Annotated in this window: 25 protein-coding genes and 1 tRNA gene; 15 read left to right on the plus strand and 11 right to left on the minus strand. The window is 72.3% G+C overall.

All coding sequences use genetic code 11. From position 1 onward, the window contains the following. Nucleotides 1–129 precede the first annotated feature (129 nt). The 3 genes from ACIQMX_RS22385 (at nucleotide 130) to ACIQMX_RS22395 (ending at nucleotide 2738) form a co-directional block, all read left to right on the plus strand. Nucleotides 130–1341 (plus strand): PucR family transcriptional regulator, encoded by a 1212-nt coding sequence (locus ACIQMX_RS22385; RefSeq protein WP_402480760.1) that lies wholly within the window; start codon nucleotides 130–132, stop codon nucleotides 1339–1341. Nucleotides 1342–1424: 83 nt separating this feature from the next. After that, nucleotides 1425–2120 carry a class I SAM-dependent methyltransferase gene (locus ACIQMX_RS22390; protein ID WP_402480492.1) on the plus strand — a complete coding sequence of 232 codons (696 nt, stop codon included), beginning with the start codon at nucleotides 1425–1427 and terminating at the stop codon, nucleotides 2118–2120. Between the two features lie 69 nt (nucleotides 2121–2189). Next, nucleotides 2190–2738, plus strand: a complete 549-nt coding sequence (locus ACIQMX_RS22395) for a DoxX family protein (protein ID WP_402480495.1) — start codon at nucleotides 2190–2192, stop codon at nucleotides 2736–2738. Nucleotides 2739–2853: 115 nt separating this feature from the next. Here ACIQMX_RS22395 and ACIQMX_RS22400 read toward each other — a convergent pair whose 3' ends face one another. Continuing rightward, entirely contained in the window at nucleotides 2854–3201 is a 348-nt protein-coding gene (locus ACIQMX_RS22400) for a hypothetical protein (RefSeq protein WP_148015848.1), read from the minus strand. Nucleotides 3202–3460: 259 nt separating this feature from the next. Between ACIQMX_RS22400 and ACIQMX_RS22405 the strand changes: the two genes are divergently transcribed. The 3 genes from ACIQMX_RS22405 (at nucleotide 3461) to ACIQMX_RS22415 (ending at nucleotide 9029) form a co-directional block, all read left to right on the plus strand. Then, on the plus strand, nucleotides 3461–4420 hold the full coding sequence (locus ACIQMX_RS22405; protein WP_402480498.1) for a slipin family protein: 960 nt from the start codon (nucleotides 3461–3463) through the stop codon (nucleotides 4418–4420). 362 nt (nucleotides 4421–4782) lie between these two features. Then, on the plus strand, nucleotides 4783–7731 hold the full coding sequence (locus ACIQMX_RS22410; RefSeq protein WP_402480501.1) for a DEAD/DEAH box helicase: 2949 nt from the start codon (nucleotides 4783–4785) through the stop codon (nucleotides 7729–7731). Beyond that, nucleotides 7728–9029, plus strand: a complete 1302-nt coding sequence (locus ACIQMX_RS22415) for an SWIM zinc finger family protein (RefSeq protein WP_402480504.1) — start codon at nucleotides 7728–7730, stop codon at nucleotides 9027–9029. Before ACIQMX_RS22410 ends, ACIQMX_RS22415 begins: the two co-directional genes overlap by 4 nt. A gap of 13 nt (nucleotides 9030–9042) precedes the next feature. Here the strand turns inward: ACIQMX_RS22415 and ACIQMX_RS22420 are convergent, their stop codons facing one another. Next, entirely contained in the window at nucleotides 9043–9351 is a 309-nt protein-coding gene (locus tag ACIQMX_RS22420; RefSeq protein WP_363078547.1) for a hypothetical protein, read from the minus strand. Between the two features lie 152 nt (nucleotides 9352–9503). Next, nucleotides 9504–10040 carry a DUF3574 domain-containing protein gene (locus ACIQMX_RS22425; RefSeq protein ID WP_402480508.1) on the minus strand — a complete coding sequence of 179 codons (537 nt, stop codon included), beginning with the start codon at nucleotides 10038–10040 and terminating at the stop codon, nucleotides 9504–9506. Nucleotides 10041–10241: 201 nt separating this feature from the next. Here ACIQMX_RS22425 and ACIQMX_RS22430 point away from each other — a divergent pair, with 201 nt between their 5' ends. Beyond that, nucleotides 10242–10973, plus strand: coding sequence for a hypothetical protein (locus tag ACIQMX_RS22430; RefSeq protein ID WP_363078550.1), 732 nt, complete (start codon nucleotides 10242–10244; stop codon nucleotides 10971–10973). Nucleotides 10974–11011: 38 nt separating this feature from the next. Further along, nucleotides 11012–11098: transfer RNA gene (locus ACIQMX_RS22435), tRNA-OTHER, on the plus strand. A 326-nt stretch (nucleotides 11099–11424) separates the two neighbouring features. Here the strand turns inward: ACIQMX_RS22435 and ACIQMX_RS22440 are convergent. Both ACIQMX_RS22440 and ACIQMX_RS22445 read right to left on the minus strand, forming a co-directional pair. After that, nucleotides 11425–12042 carry a peptidase gene (locus tag ACIQMX_RS22440; protein ID WP_402480512.1) on the minus strand — a complete coding sequence of 206 codons (618 nt, stop codon included), beginning with the start codon at nucleotides 12040–12042 and terminating at the stop codon, nucleotides 11425–11427. 30 nt (nucleotides 12043–12072) lie between these two features. Then, the gene (locus ACIQMX_RS22445; RefSeq protein WP_363078554.1) at nucleotides 12073–13284 is read right to left on the minus strand and encodes a pyridoxal phosphate-dependent aminotransferase; all 1212 of its coding nucleotides are present in this window, start codon (nucleotides 13282–13284) and stop codon (nucleotides 12073–12075) included. A gap of 84 nt (nucleotides 13285–13368) precedes the next feature. Here ACIQMX_RS22445 and ACIQMX_RS22450 point away from each other — a divergent pair, with 84 nt between their 5' ends. Further along, the gene (locus ACIQMX_RS22450) at nucleotides 13369–14043 is read left to right on the plus strand and encodes a winged helix-turn-helix transcriptional regulator (protein WP_402480515.1); all 675 of its coding nucleotides are present in this window, start codon (nucleotides 13369–13371) and stop codon (nucleotides 14041–14043) included. 171 nt (nucleotides 14044–14214) lie between these two features. Next, nucleotides 14215–14670 carry a cupin domain-containing protein gene (locus ACIQMX_RS22455; RefSeq protein ID WP_402480762.1) on the plus strand — a complete coding sequence of 152 codons (456 nt, stop codon included), beginning with the start codon at nucleotides 14215–14217 and terminating at the stop codon, nucleotides 14668–14670. Nucleotides 14671–14731: 61 nt separating this feature from the next. Here ACIQMX_RS22455 and ACIQMX_RS22460 read toward each other — a convergent pair whose 3' ends face one another. After that, nucleotides 14732–15097, minus strand: coding sequence for a nuclear transport factor 2 family protein (locus tag ACIQMX_RS22460; protein WP_363078558.1), 366 nt, complete (start codon nucleotides 15095–15097; stop codon nucleotides 14732–14734). Nucleotides 15098–15164: 67 nt separating this feature from the next. Between ACIQMX_RS22460 and ACIQMX_RS22465 the strand changes: the two genes are divergently transcribed. After that, nucleotides 15165–15815, plus strand: a complete 651-nt coding sequence (locus tag ACIQMX_RS22465; RefSeq protein ID WP_363078560.1) for a uridine kinase — start codon at nucleotides 15165–15167, stop codon at nucleotides 15813–15815. A 9-nt stretch (nucleotides 15816–15824) separates the two neighbouring features. Here the strand turns inward: ACIQMX_RS22465 and ACIQMX_RS22470 are convergent, their stop codons facing one another. Both ACIQMX_RS22470 and ACIQMX_RS22475 read right to left on the minus strand, forming a co-directional pair. Continuing rightward, entirely contained in the window at nucleotides 15825–16727 is a 903-nt protein-coding gene (locus tag ACIQMX_RS22470; RefSeq protein ID WP_363078562.1) for a sugar kinase, read from the minus strand. Next, nucleotides 16724–17662 carry a pseudouridine-5'-phosphate glycosidase gene (locus ACIQMX_RS22475; protein WP_363078564.1) on the minus strand — a complete coding sequence of 313 codons (939 nt, stop codon included), beginning with the start codon at nucleotides 17660–17662 and terminating at the stop codon, nucleotides 16724–16726. Before ACIQMX_RS22475 ends, ACIQMX_RS22470 begins: the two co-directional genes overlap by 4 nt. Before the next feature lie 88 nt (nucleotides 17663–17750). On the opposite strand from ACIQMX_RS22475, the gene ACIQMX_RS22480 reads away from it, so the two are divergent. Both ACIQMX_RS22480 and ACIQMX_RS22485 read left to right on the plus strand, forming a co-directional pair. Then, nucleotides 17751–18638 carry a class I SAM-dependent methyltransferase gene (locus ACIQMX_RS22480; RefSeq protein ID WP_402480520.1) on the plus strand — a complete coding sequence of 296 codons (888 nt, stop codon included), beginning with the start codon at nucleotides 17751–17753 and terminating at the stop codon, nucleotides 18636–18638. Beyond that, complete coding sequence (locus tag ACIQMX_RS22485; RefSeq protein ID WP_363078568.1) at nucleotides 18625–18987, plus strand: cupin domain-containing protein; 363 nt, start codon at nucleotides 18625–18627, stop codon at nucleotides 18985–18987. The genes ACIQMX_RS22480 and ACIQMX_RS22485 overlap by 14 nt, the downstream gene beginning before the upstream one ends. Nucleotides 18988–19144: 157 nt before the next feature. Here ACIQMX_RS22485 and ACIQMX_RS22490 read toward each other — a convergent pair whose 3' ends face one another. From ACIQMX_RS22490 to ACIQMX_RS22500, 3 genes are all read right to left on the minus strand, one after another. Continuing rightward, a complete protein-coding gene (locus ACIQMX_RS22490; protein ID WP_363078570.1) occupies nucleotides 19145–20443 on the minus strand; it encodes an MFS transporter in 1299 nt (432 codons plus the stop codon). A gap of 159 nt (nucleotides 20444–20602) precedes the next feature. Continuing rightward, nucleotides 20603–21145 carry a methylated-DNA--[protein]-cysteine S-methyltransferase gene (locus ACIQMX_RS22495; RefSeq protein ID WP_402480523.1) on the minus strand — a complete coding sequence of 181 codons (543 nt, stop codon included), beginning with the start codon at nucleotides 21143–21145 and terminating at the stop codon, nucleotides 20603–20605. A gap of 59 nt (nucleotides 21146–21204) precedes the next feature. Further along, nucleotides 21205–22191 carry a glycerophosphodiester phosphodiesterase family protein gene (locus ACIQMX_RS22500; RefSeq protein ID WP_363078574.1) on the minus strand — a complete coding sequence of 329 codons (987 nt, stop codon included), beginning with the start codon at nucleotides 22189–22191 and terminating at the stop codon, nucleotides 21205–21207. Between the two features lie 212 nt (nucleotides 22192–22403). Between ACIQMX_RS22500 and ACIQMX_RS22505 the strand changes: the two genes are divergently transcribed. Beyond that, complete coding sequence (locus ACIQMX_RS22505; protein WP_363078576.1) at nucleotides 22404–23297, plus strand: MHYT domain-containing protein; 894 nt, start codon at nucleotides 22404–22406, stop codon at nucleotides 23295–23297. 63 nt (nucleotides 23298–23360) lie between these two features. Then, nucleotides 23361–25484, plus strand: coding sequence for an excinuclease ABC subunit UvrB (gene uvrB, locus ACIQMX_RS22510; protein WP_363078578.1), 2124 nt, complete (start codon nucleotides 23361–23363; stop codon nucleotides 25482–25484). Nucleotides 25485–25601 lie beyond the last annotated feature (117 nt).

Below are 25601 nucleotides of genomic sequence, written 5' to 3' on the forward strand. Positions count from 1 at the left end.
CAGACTCGGACGCCGTCGTTTAACTGGTGGGTAACGCAGACTTCCGCGGGGGCTTTTGTGACGCATGACAAAGAGCGGGCCGCCGTGAGGGCCCCGGAGGCGTGGAGCGGAGCCGGTGCTCGACCGACTCTGTGCATCGGGGGGCGCCCGGTGGCCGCCCAGTTGCGGGCCCGCGCCCCCGCCCTGACCACGCGTGTCGTCGACCGGCTCCTCAGCGATCTGCCGGTCTACGCGGAGCTGCCGCACGAGGAGATCGCGGGCGACATCGCGGACATCGTCCAGCACAATTTGCGGCTCTTCGCCGATGTCGTCGAACACCGCAGACCCGCCACCGACACCGAACTGGCCCAGCAGCGCGACTCGGCGGCGCAGCGGGCCGAGGAGGGCGTACCGCTGGACGCCATCCTCACCGCGTATCAGGTGGGGATCGCGATGTGCTGGGAGGAGACCGCCCAGGACGCCGGCCCCGGTGACCTCTCCGCCGTCCTGGAGATCATGAACCGCATCATGGTCCTCCAGCAGCAGCTGACCTCCGCGGTGAGCAGCGCGTATCTGGAGGCCCGGCAGATCCTCGACAGCCAGGAACACGGCGGCCGGCACGCCCTGATGGCCGCCCTGCTGACGGGTGAGGACCTGGAGGGTTTCACCCGTCGCACCGGATTGCGCCCGGCCGCCCGGTATCTGGCGATGACGCTCGCGCTCGGCGCGCACGACGACGAGGTGGGCCAGGCCCCGGGGCCCGGTGCGGGCGTGGCGGCCCGCCGCAAGATCCGCCGGATCCGCGCGGCCCTGGACCGGTTCGCCGGTACGCCCGCGCTGACCGCTCTCGACGAGACCGGCGGCACGGTCCTGCTGCCCGTCGCCGAACCGCCGCCGTGGGACGGGCCGGGCGGGCTGGCCGGCCTGATCGCCGAAGCCACCCGGGCCGCGGGCGTGCCGGTCACCGCGGCGGCCGAGACCACGGAACCGGCGGCGGTGCCGGAGGCCGTGGCCCGTAATGCCGAGATCGTCGGTCTCGTCGCCCGCACCGGCCGGCCCGCGGGCCTGTACCGCCTGGCCGACGTCCTGCTGGAGTACCAGTTGAGCAGGCCGAGCGAGGCCCTGAACGGACTCGCGCGGCTTCTGCGTCCGCTGGAGGCCAAACCGGAGCTGCTGCACACGCTGGAGACGTATCTCGCGCACGGCCTGGACCGCAGGGCGGCGGCCGCCGCCCTGCACGTCCACCCGAACACCGTCGACTACCGCATCCGCCGTATCGGCCGCCTGACCGGCCTCTCGCCGGCCCGGCCCATGGACCTCCAGCACCTCAACGCGGCGCTGGTCGCGCGTCGTTCGGTATGAGGCGGGGAACGGCGGCGGCCTTCGGGGCAACCGTTCGGGGGGTGGCGGGGAACGGCGGCAGCCGACCGTTCGTTCGGCCGGGTATGAGCGGACGAGTGGTACGTGAGGGCTATTCGGGGACGGGGCCCGGCGAGATCACCCCGGACGGCTGCGCGGTCGAGCTGTACCGACGACTGGCCGTCAACGACGAACCGGATGTGATCGCCGCAGCCGTTCCGGCCGGATCGAGCGTTCTGGAACTGGGCAGCGGTGCGGGACGGGTGACGCATCCTCTGATCGAGCGCGGATTCGACGTCACGGCGGTGGACGAGTCGGCGCGGATGCTGGAGCAGGTGCGCGGCGCGCGCACGGTGTGCAGCCCCATCGAGTCGCTGGACCTCGGCGAGGAGACCTTCGACGTGGTCATGCTGGCGTCGTTCCTGGTGCACTCGGGCGACCACCGGGTGCGGGACGGGCTGCTGCGGACCTGCCGCAGATACGTGCGCGACGGCGGACTGGTCCTCATCCAGCGCGAGAGCGAGGACTCCCGCGTCGGCCTGCCACGCGAGCGCGTCCACCCGGCGGGATACACGATCCGGATCGTCTCCGCCGAACCCGTCGGCGACGGGGTGGATTCGGTGCTCTGCGTGTACGAGTTCCCGGACGCGCGCTGGACGCAGACCTTCCTCTCGCGGCCGCTGTCCAAGGAGCAGTTCGAGGGCCACCTGGACGCGGCCGGGCTGCGGGTGGACCGCTATCTCACCGAGGACGGCGTCTGGGTGAGGGCTGTGCCCAAGTAGTGCGGTGCCAGAGCGAATCCGCGGGCGGCTCCGCGATGAGTTCTCGGCGGGGGACCGGTCTGACCTGGTGTGAGCGACACCGCGCACCGCTTCCCCGAGGAGACCGTCACCATGGCCGAGATCACGACGCCCGCATCCCCGTCCGCCGCCCCCGCTTCGCCCGCAGCCGGTCCTGCTCCCGCTTCCGCGGCTGCCGCGGCCGGTCCCGCTCCTGCTTCCATCGACGCGGCCGGTCGCCGTGGGCGGGGTGCCGTCGCGCTGAGCGTGTCGCGCTACGTTCTCGCCCTGTTCCTGGGCTTCAGCGGAGTCGCCAAGCTGATCGCCCATGAGTCCGCCGTCGAGTCCTTCGACCGGATGGGCTGGGGCCACGGTGCGATGTACGTCATCGGAGGCCTGGAGACGGCCGGAGCCGTCGCGCTGCTGGTCCCCGTCCTCGCCGGGGTGGCGGCCCTCGCCTTCTGCGGGCTGCTGGCCGGAGCCTCGATCGTCCAGCTGACGCTGCTCGACCCGCCGAACGCGGTGATGCCCGCGCTGCTCATCGTGGTGATGGCCCTCATCGCCCGGGAGCGCCGGGGCGGAACGGCGGCACTGCTCGCGCGCGTCCGCCGCGGTGCGTGAGGCGGACACCGGTGCGGACGTGTGCACCGGGCGCGCGACCCGTCGTGGCCGCGCCCGGTGCACGTCCGCACCCGTGTCCGGCGGGTCGGCGCCCGGTGGATCAGTGCCCGGTGGATCAGTGCACGGTGGTGAAGCTGCGCCACGGCAGTGCGCTGGGCGCGTTGACGTCGGAGAGCGTGGTCGCCAGGTACGTCGTGCCCGGTCCGGTGCAGTCCCGTGTGCGGTACAGGATGATGTCGATCAGGGTCTCGTTGACCACTTCCTTGGCTCCCGCGGGGGCGAGCCGGTGGCATCCCTTCACCGAGGGACTGTTCACCATGATCACGGCGTCCCGCTCGGTCGTGTAGATGACCGGACCGACAGCGGTCCGGCCGAGGCCCGAGCAGCCTGCGACGGTGAGGGTCAGGAGCGCGGTCCCGGCGGCGATGCCGAGACGGCGGCGTCGGTGGTCGATCACGGGCATGGGCGGGTCCTCGTCTGTCTCGTCCGGCTCATCCGTACGCACTCCGTCACGCCGTCCCCGTACGCGGCGGAGCGACGTGCTGACGCTGGTCACCCTGCCCGCTCCCGGCGGGCCCGGCATCCGGGAGACGGCCGGGCGGGGGACGGGAGGGCGGGCGGAGGTTCGCCCGTCGGCCAAAGGGGGCATAACGTGGCATTAGAGCATTGTTCGGTGCGAGATAGACGTTCGTTACGGTGTGCCCGGATGGCAGGGGGCCGTCATGGTCCAGGAGCTCGTGGTCGCAGCGGTCGCGGCGGTATCGGCAGGTGCCGTGTACATGGCGGCCGCCGCCAAGGTCGTCAAACAGTACGAGCGGGGCGTGGTGCTCAGGCTCGGCCGGCTGCGCAACGATGTGCGCGGGCCCGGATTCACCATGGTGCTGCCCGGCGTCGAGCGGCTGCGCAAGGTCAACATGCAGATCGTGACCATGCCCGTGCCGGCGCAGGACGGGATCACCCGGGACAACGTCACCGTGCGGGTGGACGCGGTCATCTACTTCAAGGTGGTCGACGCGGCGAGCGCGGTCGTCGAGGTGGAGGACTACCGCTTCGCCGTCTCGCAGATGGCGCAGACGTCGTTGCGTTCGATCATCGGCAAGAGCGATCTCGACGATCTGCTCTCCAACCGGGAGAAGCTCAACCAGGGCCTGGAGCTGATGATCGACAGTCCCGCGGTGGGATGGGGTGTGCAGATCGACCGGGTCGAGATCAAGGACGTCTCGCTGCCGGAGACCATGAAGCGCTCCATGGCCCGCCAGGCGGAGGCCGACCGTGAGCGGCGTGCCCGGGTCATCAACGCGGACGCGGAGCTCCAGGCGTCAAAGAAGCTGGCCGAGGCGGCATCGGAGATGTCCACCCAGCCCGCCGCGTTGCAGCTGAGGCTGCTCCAGACCGTGGTGGCCGTGGCGGCCGAGAAGAACTCCACCCTGGTCCTGCCGTTCCCGGTGGAGCTCCTCCGCTTCCTGGAGCGGGCCCAGCAGGCGGCGCCGCCGCAGGCTGCCGTGGACCGCGCGCCGGAGAAGCCCGCCCCGCCCGACCCCGCCACCCCGCCCCCGTCGGCCGAACCCTCCAGCCCGTCGGCGTCGGCCCCCGGCCAACCGCGTCCCGCCCCGCCGGAGGCCCCCGCCCCGGCTTCGGGGCAGCCCCACGCCACCGGCTCGAAGCCCCTCGCCAGGCACTGACCCGCCGATCCGGCCGGCGCCGGCCCGCCGCACGGTCCTGGTAGCGCGTCGGTCCGCCGCTCGGTCTGGTCGCGTGTCGGTCCGCCGCACGGTCCTGGTAGCGCGTCGGTCCGCCGCACGGCCCCGGCCCGGTTGCGTACCGGTCCGCCGCACGGCCCGGTCACACCGGTCGCGCCCGGTCACACTCCGGCCGCCGCCCGGACCCGTACGAGTTGCGGGCACGGCGGCGGCCGGTTCGCTGTCAGACCCCCCGCCTAGACTCGCGAGTCGAAGGGTTCCCGTGCCGGCCGCGCTGACCAGGCACGGAGGACCGAGGACACCAGGGCCCGTCACCGGGCCCGGACGGGAAGCAGGAGGGGCCGATGGGCATCGCACCGTCACCGCACGACACGGCCACCGGCCGCCTGCTGCGCTGCGCCGCGGTCTTCCTGCCGGCCGCGCTCCCGCGCGAGGGCCGCATCGCGTTCTGGGACCCGGAAGGACACCCTCTGCCCGACCGGGCGGACCTGTGGGCGCCCGGCACCGGGAACGGGGCAGGCACGTCCGGACCCGCCGAGGCGGACGGTTCGGGCGTGCGCACGTCCGAGATCACCGTCGTCCGGCGCCTCGGCGAGCACGGCGCCGTTCACCGGAGCACGGTGCCCGCCCTGCTGCTTCCCCTGGCCGAGGCCGTACCCCTGCTGGTCCGGGCCCGCCACCTGCGGTCCGCGCACCCCGCCACCCGCTGCTGGGGCGCCGCCACCCTGCACGCGCTCCACCTCGTCTCCCGCGGCCGGATGCTGCCCGGGCTGACCGCCGACGATCACGACGCCTGGCGGGCCGGACCGCGTGACGCCGAGGACGTCGCCCATCTGCGCGCGGTCGCCGCGGCGATGCCCGCCGAGGGATACGCGATCCCCCTCCCCGACCGCACGCCCCTCCAGGTCCCCGACCCCGAGCCGCTCATCAGCTCCTTCCTCGACGCGGTGGCCGACACCCTGCCCCGGACCCCCGCTGCCGCCTTCGCCATGGGCGCGCCCTTCGCCGCCCGGGAGGGCCGCCATCTGCCCGGCGTCCGGGAGTGGGCCGTGGAGGTCGCGGCCGGACTGGACGCGGGCGTCCGGGTGTCGCTGCGCCTGGACCTCTCCGCGTACGAGCTCTTCGACACCGAGGACCCGGCCGGCCCGGCAGAGGACCGGGACGAAGGCGCACCGGCACCCGCGCGGCACGCCGGCGCCGCCCTCACCCAGGTGCACAGCCTCGCCGACCCCACCTACGTCGTCGACGCGGCTGCCCTGTGGAACGGCTCGGCCGGCGAGCCCTTCGGCCCGCGGGCCCGGATCGACGCCGTGCTCGCCCTGCGCCGCGCCGCCCGCGTCTGGGCCCCGCTGGAACGACTGCTGGACCAGCCGGTCCCCGACGTACTGGCCCTCACCGAGGACGAGTTGTACGAGCTGCTGGGCGCGGGCGGGGCGCGGCTGGCAGCCGCCGGGGTGAGCGTGCACTGGCCCAGGGAACTCGCCCGTTCCCTCACCGCACAGGCGGTCGTGCGGCCCGCGCCGGGATCGGCCACCGACGGCACCTCGTTCTTCGACGCCGAACAGCTCTTCGCGTTCAACTGGCAGCTCTCACTGGGCGACCAGAAGCTGACCGAGGCCGAGATGGACGTGCTCGCCGAGGCCCACCGTCCCGTGGTGCGGCTGCGCGACCAGTGGGTCGTCGTCGACCCCGCGCTCGTACGCAAGGCGCGCAAGCGGGAGCTCGGCCTGCTCGACCCGGTGGACGCGCTCGCCGTCGCCCTCACCGGCAGCGCCGAAGTGGACGGCGAGCAGGTCGAGGCGGTGCCGGTCGGCGCGCTGGCCGAACTGCGCGCCCGGATCGTCGAGGACGACACCGTCGTCGCACCCCCGCCCGGCCTCGACGCCACCCTCCGCGACTACCAGCTGCGCGGTCTGGCCTGGCTGGACCGGATGACGTCGCTCGGCCTCGGCGGCTGCCTCGCCGACGACATGGGCCTCGGCAAGACGATCACCCTCATCGCCCTCCACCTGCACCGCGCCCACCCCGCACCCACGCTCGTGATCTGCCCCGCCTCGCTGCTGGGCAACTGGCACCGGGAGATCAACCGGTTCGCACCGGGCGTCCCCGTACGGCGGTTCCACGGCACCGACCGCACCCTCGCCGAGCCCGACGGCGGCTTCGTCCTCACCACGTACGGCACGATGCGCTCCAGCGCCGCCGAGCTGGCCGCCCACAGCTGGGGACTGGTCGTCGCCGACGAGGCGCAGCACGTGAAGAACCCGCACTCCTCCACCGCGAAGGCGCTGCGCACCATTCCGTCCCCGGCCCGGGTCGCCCTGACCGGCACCCCCGTCGAGAACAACCTCTCCGAGCTCTGGGCACTGCTCGACTGGACCACTCCCGGGCTGCTCGGCCCCCTCAAGGCCTTCCGGGCCCGCCACGCCCGCATCGTGGAGAACACCGGAACCGCAGCCGGCATCGCCAACGACGAAGCGGTCGAGCGGCTCTCCCGGCTGGTCCGGCCCTTCCTGCTGCGCCGCAAGAAGTCGGACCCCGGCATCGCCCCCGAGCTGCCGCCCAAGACGGAGACCGACCACCCCGTCTTCCTCACCCGCGAACAGGCCACGCTCTACGAGGCCACGGTGCGCGAGACCATGGCGTACATCGAGGCGTCGGAAGGCATCGCCCGGCGCGGCCTGATCATGAAGCTGCTGGCCTCGCTCAAGCAGATCTGCAACCACCCCGCGCAGTATCTGAAGGAGGAGCCCACCCGCCTCACCGGCCGCTCCGGGAAGCTCGCCCTGCTCGACGAACTGCTCGACACGATCCTCACCGAGGACGGCTCCGTGCTCATCTTCACCCAGTACGTGACGATGGCCCGGCTGCTCTCCGCCCACCTCACCTCGCGCGCCATTCCCTCCCAGCTCCTGCACGGCGGTACGCCGGTGCCGGAGCGGGAACGGATGGTGGACCGCTTCCAGTCCGGCGAGGTCCCGGTCTTCCTGCTCTCCCTCAAGGCGGCCGGCACCGGGCTCAACCTCACCCGGGCCGCCCACGTCATCCACTACGACCGCTGGTGGAACCCGGCGGTCGAGGAGCAGGCCACGGACCGCGCCTACCGCATCGGGCAGACCCAGCCGGTCCAGGTGCACCGGCTCATCGCGGAAGGCACCGTCGAGGACCGCATCGGCGAGATGCTGCTGGCCAAAAGGGCACTGGCCGATGCCGTGCTCGGCGCCGGCGAGACCGCGCTGACCGAGCTCAGCGACCGTGATCTGGCCGACCTCGTCTCGCTCCGGAGGCCGTCATGAGCCCCCGGACCCCCTCTTCCGCAGCGCGGCCCGTCGCCCGGTCCCGGCCGGGCCCCGACGACCTGCGGCGGACCTTCGAGGCCGTGCCGGCGCGTACCTCCGGCGGCGACGCGCCGTTCGCGGACAGCTGGTGGGGCCGGGCCTGGGTGACGGCGCTGGAGGACCTCTCGACGGACGCGCCCCGGCTGGCCCGCGGACGCGCGTACGCGGACAGCGGCAACGTCGCCGCGATCACCGTCACCCCCGGACGTGTCGTCGCCTACGTGCACGGCAGCCGCCCCCGGCCCTACCGCGCCGAGCTCCGGCTGCGCACGCTCACCGACCCCGACTGGGACACCTTCCTCGACGCGGTCGCCGCCCGCCCCGGCCACCTCGCCGCCCTGCTCGCCAAGGAGATGCCGCACTCCCTCGCCGACACGGCGGCCGCCGCCGGCATCACCCTGCTGCCCGCGGCGGACGACCTCGACCCAGGCTGTTCCTGTCCCGACCGCGGCTGGCCGTGCAAGCACGTGGCGGCGCTCTGCTACCAGATGGCCCGGATCCTGGACGCCGACCCGTTCGTCCTCCTGCTGCTGCGCGGCCGGGGCGAACGCGCACTCGTGGAGGACCTCGGCCGTCGCAACGCCGCCCACTCCGCCCGGGAGCGGCCCGCTCCACCCGCCACCCCGTCCGTACCCGCGCAGGAGGCGCTCGCCGACCGTTTCCTGCCGCCGCTGCCCGCACCCTTCCCGGTGGAGCCGCATCCGGGCCGGCCGCCCTCGTACCCCGAGTTCCCCGGCGCCCGGGACCCTCTGGCACTCGACCAGCTCGCCACCGACGCGGCCGCGCGCGCCCACACGCTGCTCGTCACCGGCGCCGACCCGCTCGCCGGGCTCACCGCGTGGCAGGACGCGGTCCGGCTGGCGGCCGCCCGCCCCACGGCCGGGCTCACCGCCAGCACCCGCGCCCTCTACCGCGAACTGGCGTCCGCCACCGGCCGCAACACCACCGACCTGGCCCGGGCCGTCGCCGCCTGGCGTCAGGGCGGAGCCGAGGGCCTCGCCGTCCTGGAGACACCGTGGGACCCCCCGGCCGGCCCGTTCGACCGCGCCCGCCCGGCCCTCGCGGCAGCCGGCTTCCCCCGCTTCCAGCCCTGGCGCAACCACCTCACCCACCCCGGCGGCACACTCCAGCTCCGCTTCGGCCACGACGGCCGGTGGTACGGCTACGAGTCCGACGCGGGCGATGACGCATGGTGGCCCAGGGCCGCACCGGACTCCGACCCGGTGGGCGCGCTGCTGGAACTCGGCGGCGGCTGACCCGGCCGGCGGCTCAGCTGTTCAGGAAGACCAACAGGCCGATCAGCAGCACCGCGACGACGGGCAGCATGATCAGCCGCGCCTTGCGGAACGACTCGTCGTCCTGCTGGGCCAGCCCCCGGCCGGCACCGTGGGCGGACGCCAGATGCTCCCCGGCCATGTCGAGGAGCCGCCGGGTCGTCAGGAGCGACGGCGACCAGTCGCAGTGCGTACAGACGAGGAAGTCGCGGTACGGGTCGTACCTGAAGTCCCGCTCGATGTTGACCGTGAAGACCTGTCCCTCCTCGGTCGTCGCGGTGAAGTGGCGTACGGGCGTGCCCATCTGGCGTGCTCCCTGGCGGTCGACGTCCGGTGCCCCGGCACCGGCCGCGGAACAGTACCCGACGGCTCGGGTGCTGTGCCGGGCGGGCTGCCCGGATGCTGTGCCGGGCGGATCGTCCGAGGGGAGCCGAGGGGGCTGGGGGATGCCCGGGATCAGAAGTCGGCCGTCGTGCGCTCCTCCAGCCGCGCCACCGAGTCCTGGGCGTACGCCTTCTCGTAGGCGTTGCGGATCCGCTCGATCTGCGGATCGCGCAGCCGGGCCTCGGAAACCGGGTAGAGCAGGGTCAGTTCGTAGCTGCGCTCCCGCTCGATGACCCCGTTGGAGTCCCGCCACTGGCCCCGGCCGTCCTGGATGGTCAGCCCGTTGGGAAAGCGCGGGGTGACTTCGGCGTCGATGAAGGCCAGGAACTGCCGGTCGGTCACATCCGGCCCGCCGTCCGGGCGTTCGGTGCCGAAGAACAGCCGCGTCTCGATGTAGGCCTTGCCCTGCGCGGCAGCCGCCGGCCGGGCGTCCGCGGAGGATCCGGTTCCCAGCGTGGCGTAGGCGACGGGTGTGCCCACGGCCAGGGCCGCGAGGCCTGCCGTGGCCGCGGCGAGGGCGGCACGACGACGCGGGCGACGGCGGACGACCGGGGCGCCGCCGGGCGAGCCGGGGTCGTGCGCGGCGGTGGGGTGGGGCAGGCGGGACATGGGGGAAGCCCTTCGTTCCGGAGGCGGGGGCAGGCGCGGACGCGCGGGGCTCACTGTGGCAAGCCGCCCCCGCCCGGCAGCGGCGGCGCAGGGGCGTCACGCGGAAACCACCCGAACGGGCGGGGCGTGCGCCTCATGGGCGGATCCGGGGCGCCAAAAACCCCTGGTGCGAAGCGTGTTGCTGTTGCTAGCTTCCTGGACGTGGCGAAACTCAATCAGATCATCGCAGTGGAGAAGGGCGTCAAGTCCAAGGCTCACCAGGACCTGACGGCGGCGCATCACGGCCTTCAGAAGGCCGGTCTGCTGGCCGGCATCTCCCGGACCTATCAGCCCAAGGACGAGGAGGGCGAGCAGTTGCCGCCCGAGTCGACCCTGGTGCAGATCAAGGCCGAGGACGTGCTGCGGGAGACCGCGGCGACGCTGACCCGCCTCTTCGACGTGACCGCCACGAAGGACTGGGCGAACTGCGCGGCCCGTGCCGACGTCTCGGTCGACGGACGCGTCCTGGTGAGCGGCGTACCGGTGTCGTATCTGCTCTTCCTGGAGAAGCAGCTCACGGACATCAACACCTTCGTCCGCAAGCTCCCGGTGCTCGACGCCTCCGAGGCGTGGAACCAGGACCCCTCCACCGACTCCTGGAAGACCGAGCCGGTGCGGACCCTGCGGACGAAGAAGGTCCCCCGCAACCACGTGAAGGCGGAGGCCACCGAGAAGCACCCGGCGCAGGTCGAGGTGTACTACGAGGACATCCCCATCGGCTACTGGACCACGGTCAAGTTCTCCGGTGCGCTGCCCGCGCGGCGGATCAACGAGCTGCTCGACCGGGTGGAGAAGCTCCAGCAGGCCGTCAAGTTCGCCCGCGAGGAGGCCAACGGCGTGGACGTCACGGACCAGCGGGTGGGTGATGCGGTCTTCGGTTACCTCTTCGGATGAGGTGACCGACCATGGAATCCCCGGCGGCGGTCGAAGCGGCCGGGGTGCGCGAGGAGCGCAAAGCTGAAACTGAAGTTTGTCGTGACGACGCGGTCCAAGTGGAGGTTCGATTCCTCCCCCCGGCACTTCCGCACCTCCGTACATCCCGTACGGACACGGGCCGGGGTGGCCCAAATGGCAGAGGCAGGCCGCGATCAATCTCAGACTCTTGCTCCAGACTCAGCATGCGCCGCCTATCGCCGGATCAACCGGGCCCGTGCCCGTGTGCGTCGAGATGCCGGTTCGACTCCGGCCCGCGGAGCTTCGGTCCGCGGTCGTCTAAAGGCAGGACGCGGCGACATAAAACTGACACGGGACCTTTAAAAGTGCCGGCGTGCCGTACAGGCGGCAATCACAGGGCTCGGGGGCCGGCTACGCCCTCGGGCCCGCTCCCGTTTCCGGGGCGCGTGCGTCACCTCGCCGCGCGCAGCGATACCCCGCGCCCGGCGAAGAAGCGCTCGAAGCCGGCCAGCGGCAGCTCCGCCGCCCGGGTCGCGGCCGTCGTACCGGACGGGTTGTGGAAGTGCACGCCCGTCCCGTCGGCCGTGCGCGATGTCAGCAGCACCAGATGGCCGCCGCGTCCCGGCGCGGGCCGCTGCGGGTGACGGATCGCGTAGTGCACGGACGCCATGACGGAGCGTCCCTCGTTCAGCAGCTCCAGGATCTCCGCCGGTGCGAGATGCCGGTGGACGGTGGCCTCCAGGCCGTGCCTCTCGCGTACGTATGCGGCGAACGGGGCGTAGACCAGTCCCCGGATCCCGCCGTCGGCGTCCTCGGTGTACGCGCTGTACTCCAGCGCTCCGTCCCGCAGCGCGAAGAGTGACGGGGCGCCGGCGCCGAGCGCCATGCGCAGACAGGTCATTCCGCACAGATGACCGGCCCAGCGCGCGTACTCCGCCGGCGACTTCGCGCCGGAGTCCGCCCAGGCGGGGTCGGATGCCGGGTCCAGCCCGCCCTCGACGATCGGCCCGACCAGGTCGAACGAGGCGAACTGGGTGTGCACGGGGACCCGGCAGGCGGGACAGCTCACGATCGGTCTCCGTTCATCCCCGGGGGCCGGTCACTGCCGGTACCCGGCCAGGAAGCGGCCGATGCGGCTGATCGCCGCGTCAAGATCGTCAGCGTACGGGAGGGTCAGGATCCGGAAGTGGTCGGGCCGTGACCAGTTGAAGCCGGTGCCCTGGACGACCTGGATCTTCTCGCGCAGCAGCAGATCCAGGACGAACTTCTCGTCGTCGACGATCGGGTGCACCTTCGGGTCGATGCGCGGGAAGGCGTACAGCGCGCCCTTCGGCTTCACGCAGGACACCCCGGGGATCTCGTTCAGCTTCTCCCAGGCACGGTTGCGCTGCTCGTACAGCCTGCCGCCGGGCACCACGAGCTCCCGGATGGACTGACGGCCGCCGAGGGCCGCCTGGATGGCGTACTGCGCAGGCGCGTTGGGGCACAGGCGCATGGAGGCGAGCATGGTCAGCCCCTCCAGATAGCTGCGGGCGTGCTGCCTGGGTCCCGACACCACCATCCAGCCGGAGCGGAACCCGGCCACGCGGTACGTCTTCGACAGCCCGCTGAAGGTGAGGCAGACCAGGTCGGGCGCGAGGACCGCCACACTGTGGTGCTCGGCGTCGTCGTACAGGATCTGGTCGTAGATCTCGTCGGCGAACACCATCAGGCCGTGCCGGCGGGCCAGGTCGAGGATGCCTTCCAGTACCTCGCGGGGGTAGACGGCACCGGTCGGGTTGTTCGGGTTGATGATCACGACCGCCCTGGTGCGATCGGTGATCTTCGAGGCCATGTCGGCGAGGTCGGGGTTCCAGTCCGATTCCTCGTCGCACACGTAGTGCACGGCCTTCCCGCCGGCCAGCGTCGTCACCGCGGTCCACAGCGGGTAGTCGGGGGACGGGACGAGCACCTCGTCGCCGTCCTCCAGCAGCCCCTGCACCGCCATGGAGATCAGCTCGGAGACGCCGTTGCCGAGGAAGATGTCGTCGACGCCGACCTCGGTGAGCCCCATCGCCTGGTAGCGCTGCGCCACGGCCCGGCGGGCGGACAGGATGCCGCGCGAATCCGTGTAACCGTGGGCCTGCGGGAGCATCCGGATCATGTCCTGGACGATCTCCTCCGGCGCCTCGAAGCCGAACAGCGCCGGATTGCCCGTGTTGAGCCGCAGCACGCTGTGGCCCGCCTCCTCCAGGGCGTTGGCGTGTTCGATGACCGGGCCCCGGATCTCGTAACACACCTCGTTGAGCTTGCTGGACTGGCGGAACTCCATGCGTGCCTCCCCGACCCGATTGCGATACTTGGTTTTACCAAGCTTGGGCTTGGAAAGTCCAACAACATGTCTAGACTGCGTCGCATGCCACGTCAGCCACAGCCCGCAACCCGCCCGGCCCGCCGCCGGAGTTACGACCAGTTCTGTGCCGGCGCCCGGGCCCTGGACGCGGTCGGCGACCGGTGGACCCTGCTGATCGTCCGTGAACTGCTGGCCGGTCCGCGCCGCTACACCGATCTCCACGCCGACCTGCCCGGAGTCAGTACGGACGTCCTCGCCTCCCGGCTCAAGGACATGGAGCACGGCGGGCTGGTCACCCGCCGCAGACTGCCGCCGCCCGCCGCCGCCACGGTCTACGAACTGACCGGGCGCGGGCACGGGCTGCTGCCCGTCCTCGCGGCGCTCGCCGAGTGGGGGGCGCCGGCGCTGGCCGAACGGCGGCCCACGGACGCGGTCCGGGCCCACTGGTTCGCCCTTCCGCTGCTGCGGGCGCTGGAAGGTTTCGGCGGAGTGGCCGGCGGGGTGGTCGATGTGCACCTGGACGAGGGCGAGTTCCATGTCCGTACGGGGACGCCGGTGCCGGGCGAGCCGGTCTACGGGGACGGGCCCGCCGCCCGCGCCGACGCGCGCATCGCTCTCGACGCGGAGCTCTGTCTGGCGCTCGGGCGGGGAGAGCTGACGTTCGCCGAGGCCGTCAAGGGCGGACGGATCGAGGTGTCCGGCGAGGGGGCGCTCGCCGTGGAGCTGCGCGGCGCGTGACGGACGATGGCGTGATTCGATCGGTCAACTTCTGGGTAGTGTCGGGGCATTTGGGATGTCCGGGACACTGATGAGAAGGAGTCGCCCGTGAGAATCGGCAGACAGCAGGTACAGCAGGTACAGCAGGTACAGCAGGTACAGCAGAGGCCTCGGAGGTGGCGGGGGCAGGAGATGCGCCTGGGCAAGGCGCTCGTCATCGGGGGCTGCGTGGCCGCGCTCGGCCTCGTCCCGGCGGCGGCCGTCGCCACCCCCGGCAGCGGGGTGAGCGGCACCGTGGTCGCGGAAGGCACCTCGGTGGGCAAACTGAAGGTGAAGGCACCGAAGGGGCGCGCCGATGTCACCTTCCGCACGATCACGGTCGAGCCGGGCGGCTCCACGGGCTGGCACACCCACCGCGGCCAGCTGATCGCCGTGGTCAAGTCCGGGACGCTGACCCGCACCCTGGACGACTGCACGGTCGAAGTGACCCCTGCGGGCACGTCCTTCATCGAGCCGTCCGGCGCGAAGCACCGCCATGTCGGACGCAATCTGGGCACCGAACCCGTCGTCCTCTGGGTGACCTATCTGCTGCCCGAGGGCAGCCCGCTCTCCGACGACGCCGATGCGGCGGACTGCGGAAAGAAGTAGGAGTGACAGGCGCCGCCCTCTGGCGCCCCGGGACGGCCGCCGGGCCCCCGGGCGCCGACCGTCAGCGGGCGAGTGTCTCCCCGTACGCGCCGAGGCCGGCGCTCACGAGGCCGTCGCGGAAGGTCAGTACCTCGTACACCCGGCCCCCGATCTGGTTGCGGTAGTCGATCACCAGCGTGTCGACGCCCGCCCGCACGTCCATCACCTCGAACTCGAGGTCGGGAATGAGCTCCAGGCCCCGGGTCCAGTACGCGCGCAGCGCGCTCTTGCCGCGGACCGTGCCGGAGGCGTCGCCGGTGAACCTGGCGATCATGGGCGAGCTGAACGTCACGTCCTCGTGGTAGTGCGCCAGGATGCGGTCCAGGTCGTGGGAGTTCCAGTCGTCCTGCCACCGCGTGGCGAACGTGCGGGCGAATTCGAGATCCATGAGCAGGACCGTAACGGGCGGGGCCGGTGGGTGCCGCCGAATTTCGGCAGGGGTGCAGGATGGACCCGTGCGATTCGAAGCGATCACCTGGGAGCGGCTGGCGGACGAGCTGGCCGCGCACGCCGACGCGCTGAAGCCCGCCGACGGCGGCCCCTGGCTCAGGATCGCGGTCGACGGCGCTCCGGCGGCCGGTACCGCCGGGCCGGCCGAGTCCGTCGCCCAGAGGCTGCGGCTGCGGGGCCGGGCGGTGCTGCCGGTGTCCACCGCGGGGTTCCTGCGGCCCGCCAGTCTGCGGTACGAGTACGGCAGGCGGGACCCCGACTCGTACTACGGCAGCTGGTTCGACACCGGGGCCCTGTGGCGCGAGGTGTTCGGGCCGCTGGAGCCGGGCGGGAGCGGGCGGGTGCTGCCCGACCTGTGGGATCCGGTCACGGACCGTGCCACGCGGAGCCCGTACCGACACCTGCCGGAAGGAGGAGTGCTGGTCCTGCACGGGCCGTTGCTGCTGGGGCACTGGTTCCCGTTCGACCTGAGTGTCCATCTGCGGCTGTCGGCCGGTGCGCTGCGGCGGCGCACGCCGCAGGACGAGCAGTGGACCCTGCCCGCGTTCGCCCGGTACGAGGACGAGGTGGCGCCCTCCGCGCACGCGGACGCGATCGTCAGGGCCGACGATCCGCACCGTCCCGCCTGGACCGGGCTGCGGCGGCGGGACGGGTAGCGGGAGCCGTCACCCGGCGGGCAGCGGTGGCCGCCCGCCGACGGTCGTGACGGCCTCCGCCCCCGCCCGGCACCCCGCCGCCACGGCCGACGCGTCATCGGCCCCTGCCAGCCGCGCCGCCAGGAAGCCTCCCGTGAACGCGTCACCGGCCCCCGTGGAGTCCACGGCCGCGGGCACGGGCGCGGCCGGAACGCGAGCGGTCACCGCTCCCTCGGTGGCGAGCAGCGCGCCGCCCCCGCCCAGGGTGACCGCGACCTGGCGGACCAGCAGGCTCAGCTTGGCGGCGGCGTCCGACGGTTCGGGGAGCCCGGTGAGCAGCCGTGCCTCGTCCGCGTTGGGCAGCAGGAGATCCGCGCCCTCGGCCAGTGCCAGGAAGCGGTCGACGCCCAGCTCGGCGAGGAACCCCGCCGACGCCGGGTCGATGCTCACCGGAATGTTCCGTCGTCCGGCCTCCCGCAGGGCGAGCAGGGCCGTCGCACGGCTGGTCGAGGCGAAAAGGAGGTAGCCGGAAAGATGGAGGTGGGCGATGCCGTCGAGCATCGCGGGTGACCAGTCGTCGGGGGAGAGCCGCAGCACGGCCCCGCTGTCGGTGAGGAAGGTGCGCTCGGCGGAGGGGTCGACCAGGGCGACGACGGTGCCGGTCGGCGCGTCCTCGTCCACGGCCAGCAGGTCGCGTACGCCCGCGCGCCGGAGCCGGTCCCGGTGCCAGTCCGCGGAGTCGGCGCCGACACGCGCCACCAGCCGCACGTCGCGGCAGCCCGAACGAACGGCCCAGCAGGCCACGTTGGCCCCCGCGCCGCCGGCCCGTGTCCGGATCCTGGCCGTCGTGTCCGTGCCGTGGAGCAGCTCCGGACCGTGCCGCGCCACCACGTCCGTGACCACGTCCCCCACGATCAGAAGGCCGCCGGTCACCGGGCGGCCCAGGCCGTGGCGATCCGTGCCGCGAGCGCCGCATTGCCGCGGACGGCCGCCAGGTTGGCCTCCAGCGACGCCCCGCCGGTGCCCCGCATCAGATGACCGAGCAGATACGGCGTGACGGCCTGGCCGGTGATGCCGCGCTCCCGGCACGCGTCCAGCGCCTCGGCCAGCACCCGGTCGTGCAGACCGGGATCCAGCTGTTCGTCCCGCGGTACGGGGTTGGCCACGATCAGCGCGGCCTCGGGGCCGCCCAGCGCGTCCTGTGCTGCCATCACCTCGGCCACCTCCCCGGGCGACCGGACGGTCCAGTCGACCGGCTCGCCGGAACTGCTCAGATAGAAGCCGGGGAACCGGTCGGTGCCGTATCCGAGCACCCCAACCCCGAGCGTTTCCAGACGCTGCAGAGTCGCGGGCACGTCCAGGATCGACTTCACTCCCGCGCAGACCACGGTGATGCCCGTCCGGGCCAGCAGCCGCAGATCCGCGGACTCGTCCTGGGTCTCGGTCCAGCCCCGGTGCACGCCTCCGAGACCGCCGGTCGCGAAGACACGCAGGCCCGCCCGTGCCGCGAGGAACGCGGTCGCCGAGACCGTCGTGGCACCGCTCGCGCCCGTCGCCAGTGCCGGTGCGAGGTCCCGGTGCCCCAGCTTGCGCATCGCGGGGTCCTCGGCGACCCGCTCCAACTGGGCCTTGTCCAGGCCGACCCGGGCGCTGCCGTCCAGTACGGCGACGGTGGCGGGCACGGCACCGGCCGACCGCACGATCGCCTCCAGCTCCTCGGCGACCCGCAGATTGCGCGGGCGGGGCAGACCGTGCGCGATGATCGTCGACTCCAGGGCGACGACGGGCCGGTGCTCGGCGAGAGCGGCCCGTACCTCCGCGGAGAGAACGGGGGAGCGGGGGGCGGCGGACGGCTCGGTCAGTGACATGTTCACATCCCTGTCGCGGACGGTGCGCACTCAAACGTGGACCCGCCCCGGCGGCCGGAAGTCGCTGCCGCCCCGCTAACGTCGGGCCATGAACCCTCCGACCGACCGCCCATCGTCCACGGTTCGCCATTTCTACGATGACCTGGCCGCGGACTACGACCTCATGTACGCGGACTGGGAGGCGAGCATCGCGCGGCAGGCGGCCGCTCTCTCGGCGCTCATCGGCGGAACGGTCGACTGCGGCGACAAGGCCGTCGCGCTCGACGTGCTGGACTGCTCCTGCGGCATCGGGACCCAGGCACTGGGGCTGGCCGCACGGGGATACCGGGTCACCGGCAGCGACCTGAGCCCCGTCGCGGTGCTCCGTGCCGCGCAGGAGGCGGCCTCGCGCGGGCTGACACTGCCGGTCACCGCCGCCGACATGGCGAAGCTCCCGTTTCGCGACGGCTCGTTCGACGTCGTCGTGTGCGCCGACAACTCCCTGCCGCATCTGCTCACTCCGAAGGCGGTGCTGGCCGCGCTCGGCGAGATGCGCAGAGTGCTGAGGCCCGGCGGGGTGCTGCTGCTGTCCACCCGGCCGTACGACCGGCTGCGCCGCGAACGGCCGGTGTCCACGCCTGCGCAGGTCAGGGAGGGGGAAGGAGGCCGGGTGGTCACCTTCCAGCTGTGGCACTGGAAGCCGGACGGCGAGCGCTACGACCTGGAGCACTTCCAGCTGCTGCCCACCGCGCCGGCGGACCATGAGACGGCCGCCGCCACGGAGACGGAGACGGCGGCGGGGGACGGCTGGAACGTGCGCAGGCGGCGCACCTCGTACTGGGCGCTGTCACAGGATCAGCTCGTCGAGTTCACGACGCGGGCCGGACTGCGGGAGCCGGTGTGGCACGAGCCCGACGAGTCGGGGTTCTTTCAGCCCGTCCTGGTGGCGCGACGTCCGGAGGCGGTGGCTAAGGTGACCGGCCATGACCACATTTGATCAAGCTCCTGCCTCTTTCGCCGTGCACATTCCCGACGCCGCGCTCGAACCGGAACCGCTCGACCCCGGGCAGATCGTCTCGGGTGAGCCCGAAGTCACCGGCAAGGTGCTGTGGGAGTCGGCCGACGGCAAGCAGGTACGCGGAATCTGGCAGATCACACCCGGCGTGGTCACGGACACCGAGGCCGACGAACTGTTCGTCGTCGTCAGCGGGCGAGCGACCGTGGCGGTCGAGGGCGGCGCCACGCTGGAGATCGGGCCCGGCGACGCCTGTGTGCTGCGTGAGGGCGACCGGACGACATGGACCGTGCACGAGACGCTGCGCAAGGCGTACCACATCAGCCTCTGAGCAGCCCGGGCCCCGGGCCTCTGAGCAGCCGGGGCCCGATCCCGGCCCGCTGAGCGGCGAGGGCCCGGATCCTGCCGCCCGGTCGGGCGGACGCCTCCCGGATCAGGCTCTGTCCCGGATCAGGCAGAGGCCCGGATCCGGCCGCATCGTTCCCGTATCAGGCCGTGGCGCGACGAACGAGGGTCCGGCGCAGTGTCAGTGCGGCCATCGGGAGCAGCAGGCAGGCCCCGGCCAGGTTGAGCCAGCCGTAGCCGGCCTGGGAGACGATCACCCCGGCGACCGCGCCGCCGATGCCCGCCGAGGCGTTCATGGTGAGGTCCGACAGTCCCTGCACCGCGGCGCGTGCCGCCTGCGGTACGGAGTCGGTGAGCAGCGCCGAACCCGCCACCAGACCCGCGGACCAGCCGAGGCCGAGTACGAACAGGCCGGCCGCGGTCCTGCCGTGCGCGGCGCCCGCGGTGCCTGCCAGCAGAGCGGCCAGGGCGAGCAGCCCGGCCGCCAGACCGATGACGGTGAGGCGGCCGAAGCGGTCCGCCAGCCAGCCCATCACCGGCGAGAACGCGTACATCCCGGCGATGTGGCCGCTGATCACCAGGCCGATCAGCTGCAGGCCGGCACCGTGGTGACCGAGGTCGACCGGAGTCATCACCATGATCGAGACCATCGCGGTGTGCGAGACGGCCACCGTCACCAGGGCGAGCCGGGCCATGGGCGACGCCCGCACGGCCGCGACACCCGCGCGCAGCGAACGGCCCCCGGCGGACCGGTTCTCCTGCGGGGCCAGGGCGCGTGCGGTGAGGAGGGGGTCGGGCCGCAGCAGCACCGCGACCACGACGGCGGCGAGCAGGAAGATGCCGGCCGCCCAGACGAACGGGCCGGCCGTCTCCGACACGGCGGTGCCCCGGAACACCCGGCCCGCCGGGGCCGCGATGTTCGGCCCGAGTACCGAGCCGATGGTGGTGGCCCAGATGACGGTCGAGATCGCCCGGCCGCGGCGGTCGGGTTCGGCGAGATCGGCGGCGGCGAACCTGGCCTGGAGGTTGGCCGAGGAACCCGCGCCGAACCCGGCCATGCCGAGCAGCAGCAGGGGGAAGCTCTCCACGACGGTCGCCAGGACCACGAGGCCCGCGCCGAGCGCGCCGATCAGATACGCCAGCACGAGTCCGGGTCGGCGGCCCCGCGAGGTCATCAGCGCGGCCAGTGGCAGCGAGAGCAGGGCCGTGCCGGTCACCGACGCGGTGGGCGCGAGACCCGACAGCGCCTCGGAGCCGCTGACGCGCGTCGCCAGCACCGGGGCCAGGGCGATGCCGATGGGCACGCCGAGGCCGCCGAGTATCTGACTGGCGATGAGCACGCCGGTCGTCCTGCGCCGGAGTGCGGGCAGGTCCGCCGCGGTGACCGGTCCGGCGGGACGCGGTCCGTCGGGGGTGTCGGGAGCATCGATGGTGTGGGGCACCGACGCAGTGTGCCAGGCCGCACGCAGGGCCCGGACCCCCGCGTCCGAACCCCGCGCCGCCCCCGCGTCCGAACCCCGAGCCCGACTCTCGCGTCCGGGTCTCGCAGGTCATGCCGTCATGCCGGATCAGGGCACGACCCCGCAGGCGGCCCCGCCGGCTCAGAACAACGGCTGCGGCAGCACACCCTCCATAGCCAGCAGCTGCCGCTTGGTCTCCAGCCCGCCGCCGAAGCCGCCGAGGCCGCCGCCGCTCTCCACCACCCGGTGGCAGGGCACCACCACGGGCAGCGGATTGGACCCCATCGCGGCGCCGACCGCCTGGGCCGCTCCGGGCTGGCCCACCCGGTCGGCGAGGTCTCCGTACCCCGCGACCGCGCCGTACGGCACGCCCGTCGCCAGTTCGCGGAGCACCTGGCGGTTGAAGCCGCTCGTCAGCGACCAGTCCAGGTCGAGCGAGAACTCCCGCAGCGTGCCCGCGAAGTAGGCCGTGAGCTGGCGTATCGGCTCGGCGAGGCGTGCGGAGCCGGGCGACTCCACGGGCTCGGCGCCCAGTCGGCTGCGCAACCGGTCCAGCACCCTGTCCCGGACCGCCGGCCGGGCGTGGAAGACCACGGTCACCAGCCCGGCCCCGGTCGCGGCCAGCAGGAGCGGGCCGATGTCACTGTCGACCACGGCCCACTCGACAACCCCGTCGCTGTTCATGCCCACCACCGTACGACCGCCCACTGACAACGGAGGCCGGATCACGGTGCCCAGAGCGGTCAGCCGGTGGCCTCACGCACCACGTCGGGGGTGTTGGTGATGATGCCGTCCACGCCGTAGCCGGCGACCTGTCGGGCGTGCCCGGCGTCGTTGACCGTCCAGGCGCTGACCCTGAGCCGTTTGTCGTGCGGGCCCTTCAGCGCGTGCACCGCAGCCACGTACTCGCCCGAGAGCGAGGTGTACGCCGGGTTGATCTGGTCGGTGAACGCCGCGTACGACGGCAGATCCGCGACGGCCGGAGTGCCGAGGAAACCCGTGACGACGTCCGGACGCTGCTCGTGCACCCTGCGCACACTGCCGGCGCCGAAGCTCTGGATCACCAGACGGCCGCGGACGTGCTCGCGGTCGAGCCACCCCTCCTGGCGCAGGACCCGCAGGGTCTCCCGCTCGATTCCGGGATAGGTCTCGGGGCTCTTGATCTCCAGGAGCAGGTTCTGGCCGTTGCGCCCGATCCGGTGCAGATACTGCCGCAGTGTGGGCACGCGGGCCCCGGCGTGGAGCGGACCGAACCAGCTGCCCGCGTCCAGCCGGGCGATCTCCGCCGCCGTGAAGTCCTTGACCGCCCAGGGAGCACGGCCCGGGAAGACCTCCTCGGCATCCGTGGTCCGCTTCAGACTGGTGTCGTGGATGACGACGAGCACGCCGTCCCGGGTCAGCTGGACGTCGTTCTCCACCCAGTCGAAGCCCAGGACGTCCGCCTTGTCCACGGCCGCCAGGGTGTTCTCCGGCGCGTACGCCGACGCACCCCGGTGGGCGATGACGAGCGGGTCGTCCGTCCGGCCCCGGGTCACGTCACCCAGCGGCAGGACGCCGGTGCCGGCGGCGGTCGCGGAAGGGGCGGCGACGGTGCGGGCCACCGCCACGGTGCGGCCGGCCGCGGTGGCGTCCGTGCCCGGTGTCCCGGCGCTCGTGCTCGACATCAACAACGCGCCGGCGCCGAGCAGGGCGACGGCGGTGGCGGAGGCGGTTGCGGTGCCTGCGTACACGTGGACTCCTTGCGTCAGAGTGACGGACGGCCCGAGGGTCCCAGCCGTCCCCGAACAGGGAAGGGGCGACGGATGGCCACGACGTGAACGCACCTCGGGGACCGGGTCACGGGCCGCCGTCCCTGTCGATAAAATGCAGCTCTTCTGTTTGTTTGCCGGGCCTTGCGCCTTAGGGTCATCCGAACCCGGGCTTCTGCGAAGGGCGTACGAGCATGCAGGGCACAATCGACGGTTTCGGCTACGGGGCGGTCACTCCCGTGGCCGCATTCCTCATGGCCTGTCTCGGCGCGGCCCTGGGCCTGCGCTGTACCACCCGGTCACTGCGTACCGAGCGTTCCTTCAAGGCCGGCTGGCTGGCTCTGGGCGCGACCTCCATAGGGTCCGGGATCTGGACGATGCACTTCATCGCGATGGTGGGGTTCACCGTCGAAGAGGCGCCGATCGGCTACGACAAACCGATCACCTTCGCCAGCCTCGCCGTCGCGATCGTCATGGTCGGTATCGGGATCTTCCTGGTCGGGTACCGCGGCGCCACCCGCATGGCGCTGGTGACGGGAGGAACGATCACCGGACTCGGTGTGGCCTCCATGCATTACCTCGGCATGGCCGGTATGCGACTTGATGGGCAGTTCGAGTACGACACGATCACCGTGTCGCTCTCGGTCGTCATCGCCGTGGTCGCCTCGACCGCCGCGCTCTGGGCCGCGGTCTCCATCCACGGCTTCCTGCCCAGCCTCGGCGCCAGCGTCGTGATGGGCGTCGCGGTGAGCGGCATGCACTACACGGGCATGGCCGCCCTCAGGGTCCATCTCCACCCCGCCGCCGTCACCGCCTCCTCCGCCGGCTCCGGCGACAGCGCGACCGCGCTGCTCGTCCCCATGCTGCTGGGCCCGGCCTGCTTCCTGCTGCTGGCCGCCGTCGTCGTGATGTTCGACCCCCTGGTGGTCATGGGCACCCCCGACTGGAACGACCCCGCGGCCGTCCGGGGAGACCGGATGCCCGGCATCCCGGCCCAGCGCCAGGTCCCCCGGTTCGGTACGCACGCCGACCCGGCCTCGTTCCACTCGCAGCAGCGCCAGGACTCCACGCAGCCGCAGGACTGGTGACCGCGGGGCCGCCGCGAGCGCCGACCCGGCCCCGTTGTCAGTGGGGGGTCGTACGGTGGTTGCATGCGGCCCGTTTCGAAGATCGAACGTTCGGTGGCGCCTTTCGAGGTCGTCAGTCCCTACCAGCCCAGCGGCGACCAGCCGGCGGCCATCGCCGAGCTGGAGCGGCGTGTCCGGGCAGGTGAGAAGGACGTCGTGCTGCTCGGCGCGACCGGCACCGGCAAATCGGCGACCACCGCCTGGATGATCGAGAAGCTCCAGCGCCCCACCCTGGTGATGGCGCCCAACAAGACCCTCGCCGCCCAGCTGGCCAACGAGTTCCGCGAGCTCCTGCCGAACAACGCGGTCGAGTACTTCGTCTCGTACTACGACTACTACCAGCCCGAGGCCTACGTCCCGCAGTCGGACACCTACATCGAGAAGGACTCCTCGATCAACGAGGAGGTCGAGCGGCTCCGCCACTCCGCCACGAATTCGCTGCTCACCCGGCGCGACGTCGTCGTGGTCGCCTCCGTGTCCTGCATCTACGGTCTCGGCACCCCGCAGGAGTACGTGGACCGGATGGTCCAGCTCAAGGTGGGCGACGAATTCGACCGCGACCAGCTGCTGCGCCGCTTCGTCGAGATGCAGTACACCCGCAACGACCTGGCGTTCACCCGCGGCACCTTCCGGGTGCGCGGGGACACCATCGAGATCTTCCCGGTCTACGAGGAGCTCGCCGTCCGCATCGAGATGTTCGGTGACGAGATCGAGGCCCTCTCCACGCTCCATCCGCTCACCGGCGAGATCATCAGCGAGGACCGGTCGCTCCACGTCTTCCCCGCCAGCCACTACGTGGCGGGCCCCGAGCGCATGGAGAAGGCGGTCGGCCGCATCGAGCGTGAGCTGGAGCAGCGCCTCGCCGAGCTGGAGAAGCAGGGCAAGATGCTGGAGGCCCAGCGGCTCCGCATGCGTACGACGTACGACATCGAGATGCTCCGCCAGATCGGCACCTGCTCCGGTGTCGAGAACTACTCGCTGCACTTCGACGACCGCGACCCCGGCACCGCCCCCCACACCCTTCTCGACTACTTCCCCGAGGACTTCCTCCTCGTCCTCGACGAGTCGCACGTGACGGTCCCGCAGATCGGCGCGATGTACGAGGGCGACGCCTCCCGCAAGCGGACCCTCGTCGACCACGGATTCCGGCTGCCCTCGGCCCTGGACAACCGCCCGCTGAAGTGGGAGGAGTTCCTCGGACGGATCAACCAGACGGTCTACCTCTCCGCGACCCCCGGCAAGTACGAGCTCTCCCGGGGCGACGGCTTCGTGGAGCAGATCATCCGGCCCACCGGCCTCGTCGACCCGGAGATCGTCGTCAAGCCCACCGAGGGCCAGATCGACGACCTGGTGCACGAGATCCGCAAGCGCACCGAGAAGGACGAGCGGGTCCTGGTCACCACCCTCACCAAGAAGATGTCGGAGGACCTCACCGACTACTTCCTGGAGCTGGGCATCCAGGTCCGCTATCTGCACAGCGACGTCGACACCCTGCGCCGTATCGAGCTGCTGCGGGAGCTGCGCTCGGGCGAGTACGACGTCCTGGTGGGGATCAACCTCCTGCGCGAGGGGCTCGACCTGCCCGAGGTGTCGCTCGTGGCCATCCTCGACGCCGACAAGCAGGGCTTCCTGCGCTCGGCCACCTCGCTGATCCAGACCGTCGGACGCGCGGCCCGCAACGTCTCGGGGCAGGTCCACATGTACGCGGACAAGGTCACCCCGGCGATGGCGCAGGCCATCGACGAGACCAACCGGCGCCGCGAGAAGCAGATCGCGTACAACACCGAGCGCGGACTCGACCCGCAGCCGCTGCGCAAGAAGATCAACGACATCGTCGCGACGATCGCCCGCGAGGAGGTCGACACCGAGCAGCTCCTCGGCACGGGCTACCGCCAGACCAAGGGGACCAAGGCGCCGGTGCCCACGCTGGGCATCAAGGCCGGTGGCGCGAAGGGGAAGTCCGGAAAGGACGAGGCGGCGGTCACCGACCGCCCGGCCGCCGAGCTCGCCGGGATCATCGAGGAGATGACCGACCGGATGCGTGCGGCCGCCGCCGACCTGCAGTTCGAGGTGGCTGCCCGGCTGCGTGACGAGGTGGGGGAGTTGAAGAAGGAGTTGCGCCAGATGCGGGAGGCGGGTCTGGCCTGACCTCTCGCCGCCCGATGTGTTGCAGGACCGACACAAAACGGCCCTGGGGGGCTGTGCCCGTGGCGCGAATGCGTAGGGTGCTGGAAAACCGCGCAAGGACGGTTGCGGGGACAGCGG

The sequence above is a fragment of the Streptomyces sp. NPDC091416 genome (genome assembly GCF_044756845.1).
Taxonomy (GTDB): Bacteria; Actinomycetota; Actinomycetes; order Streptomycetales; family Streptomycetaceae; genus Streptomyces.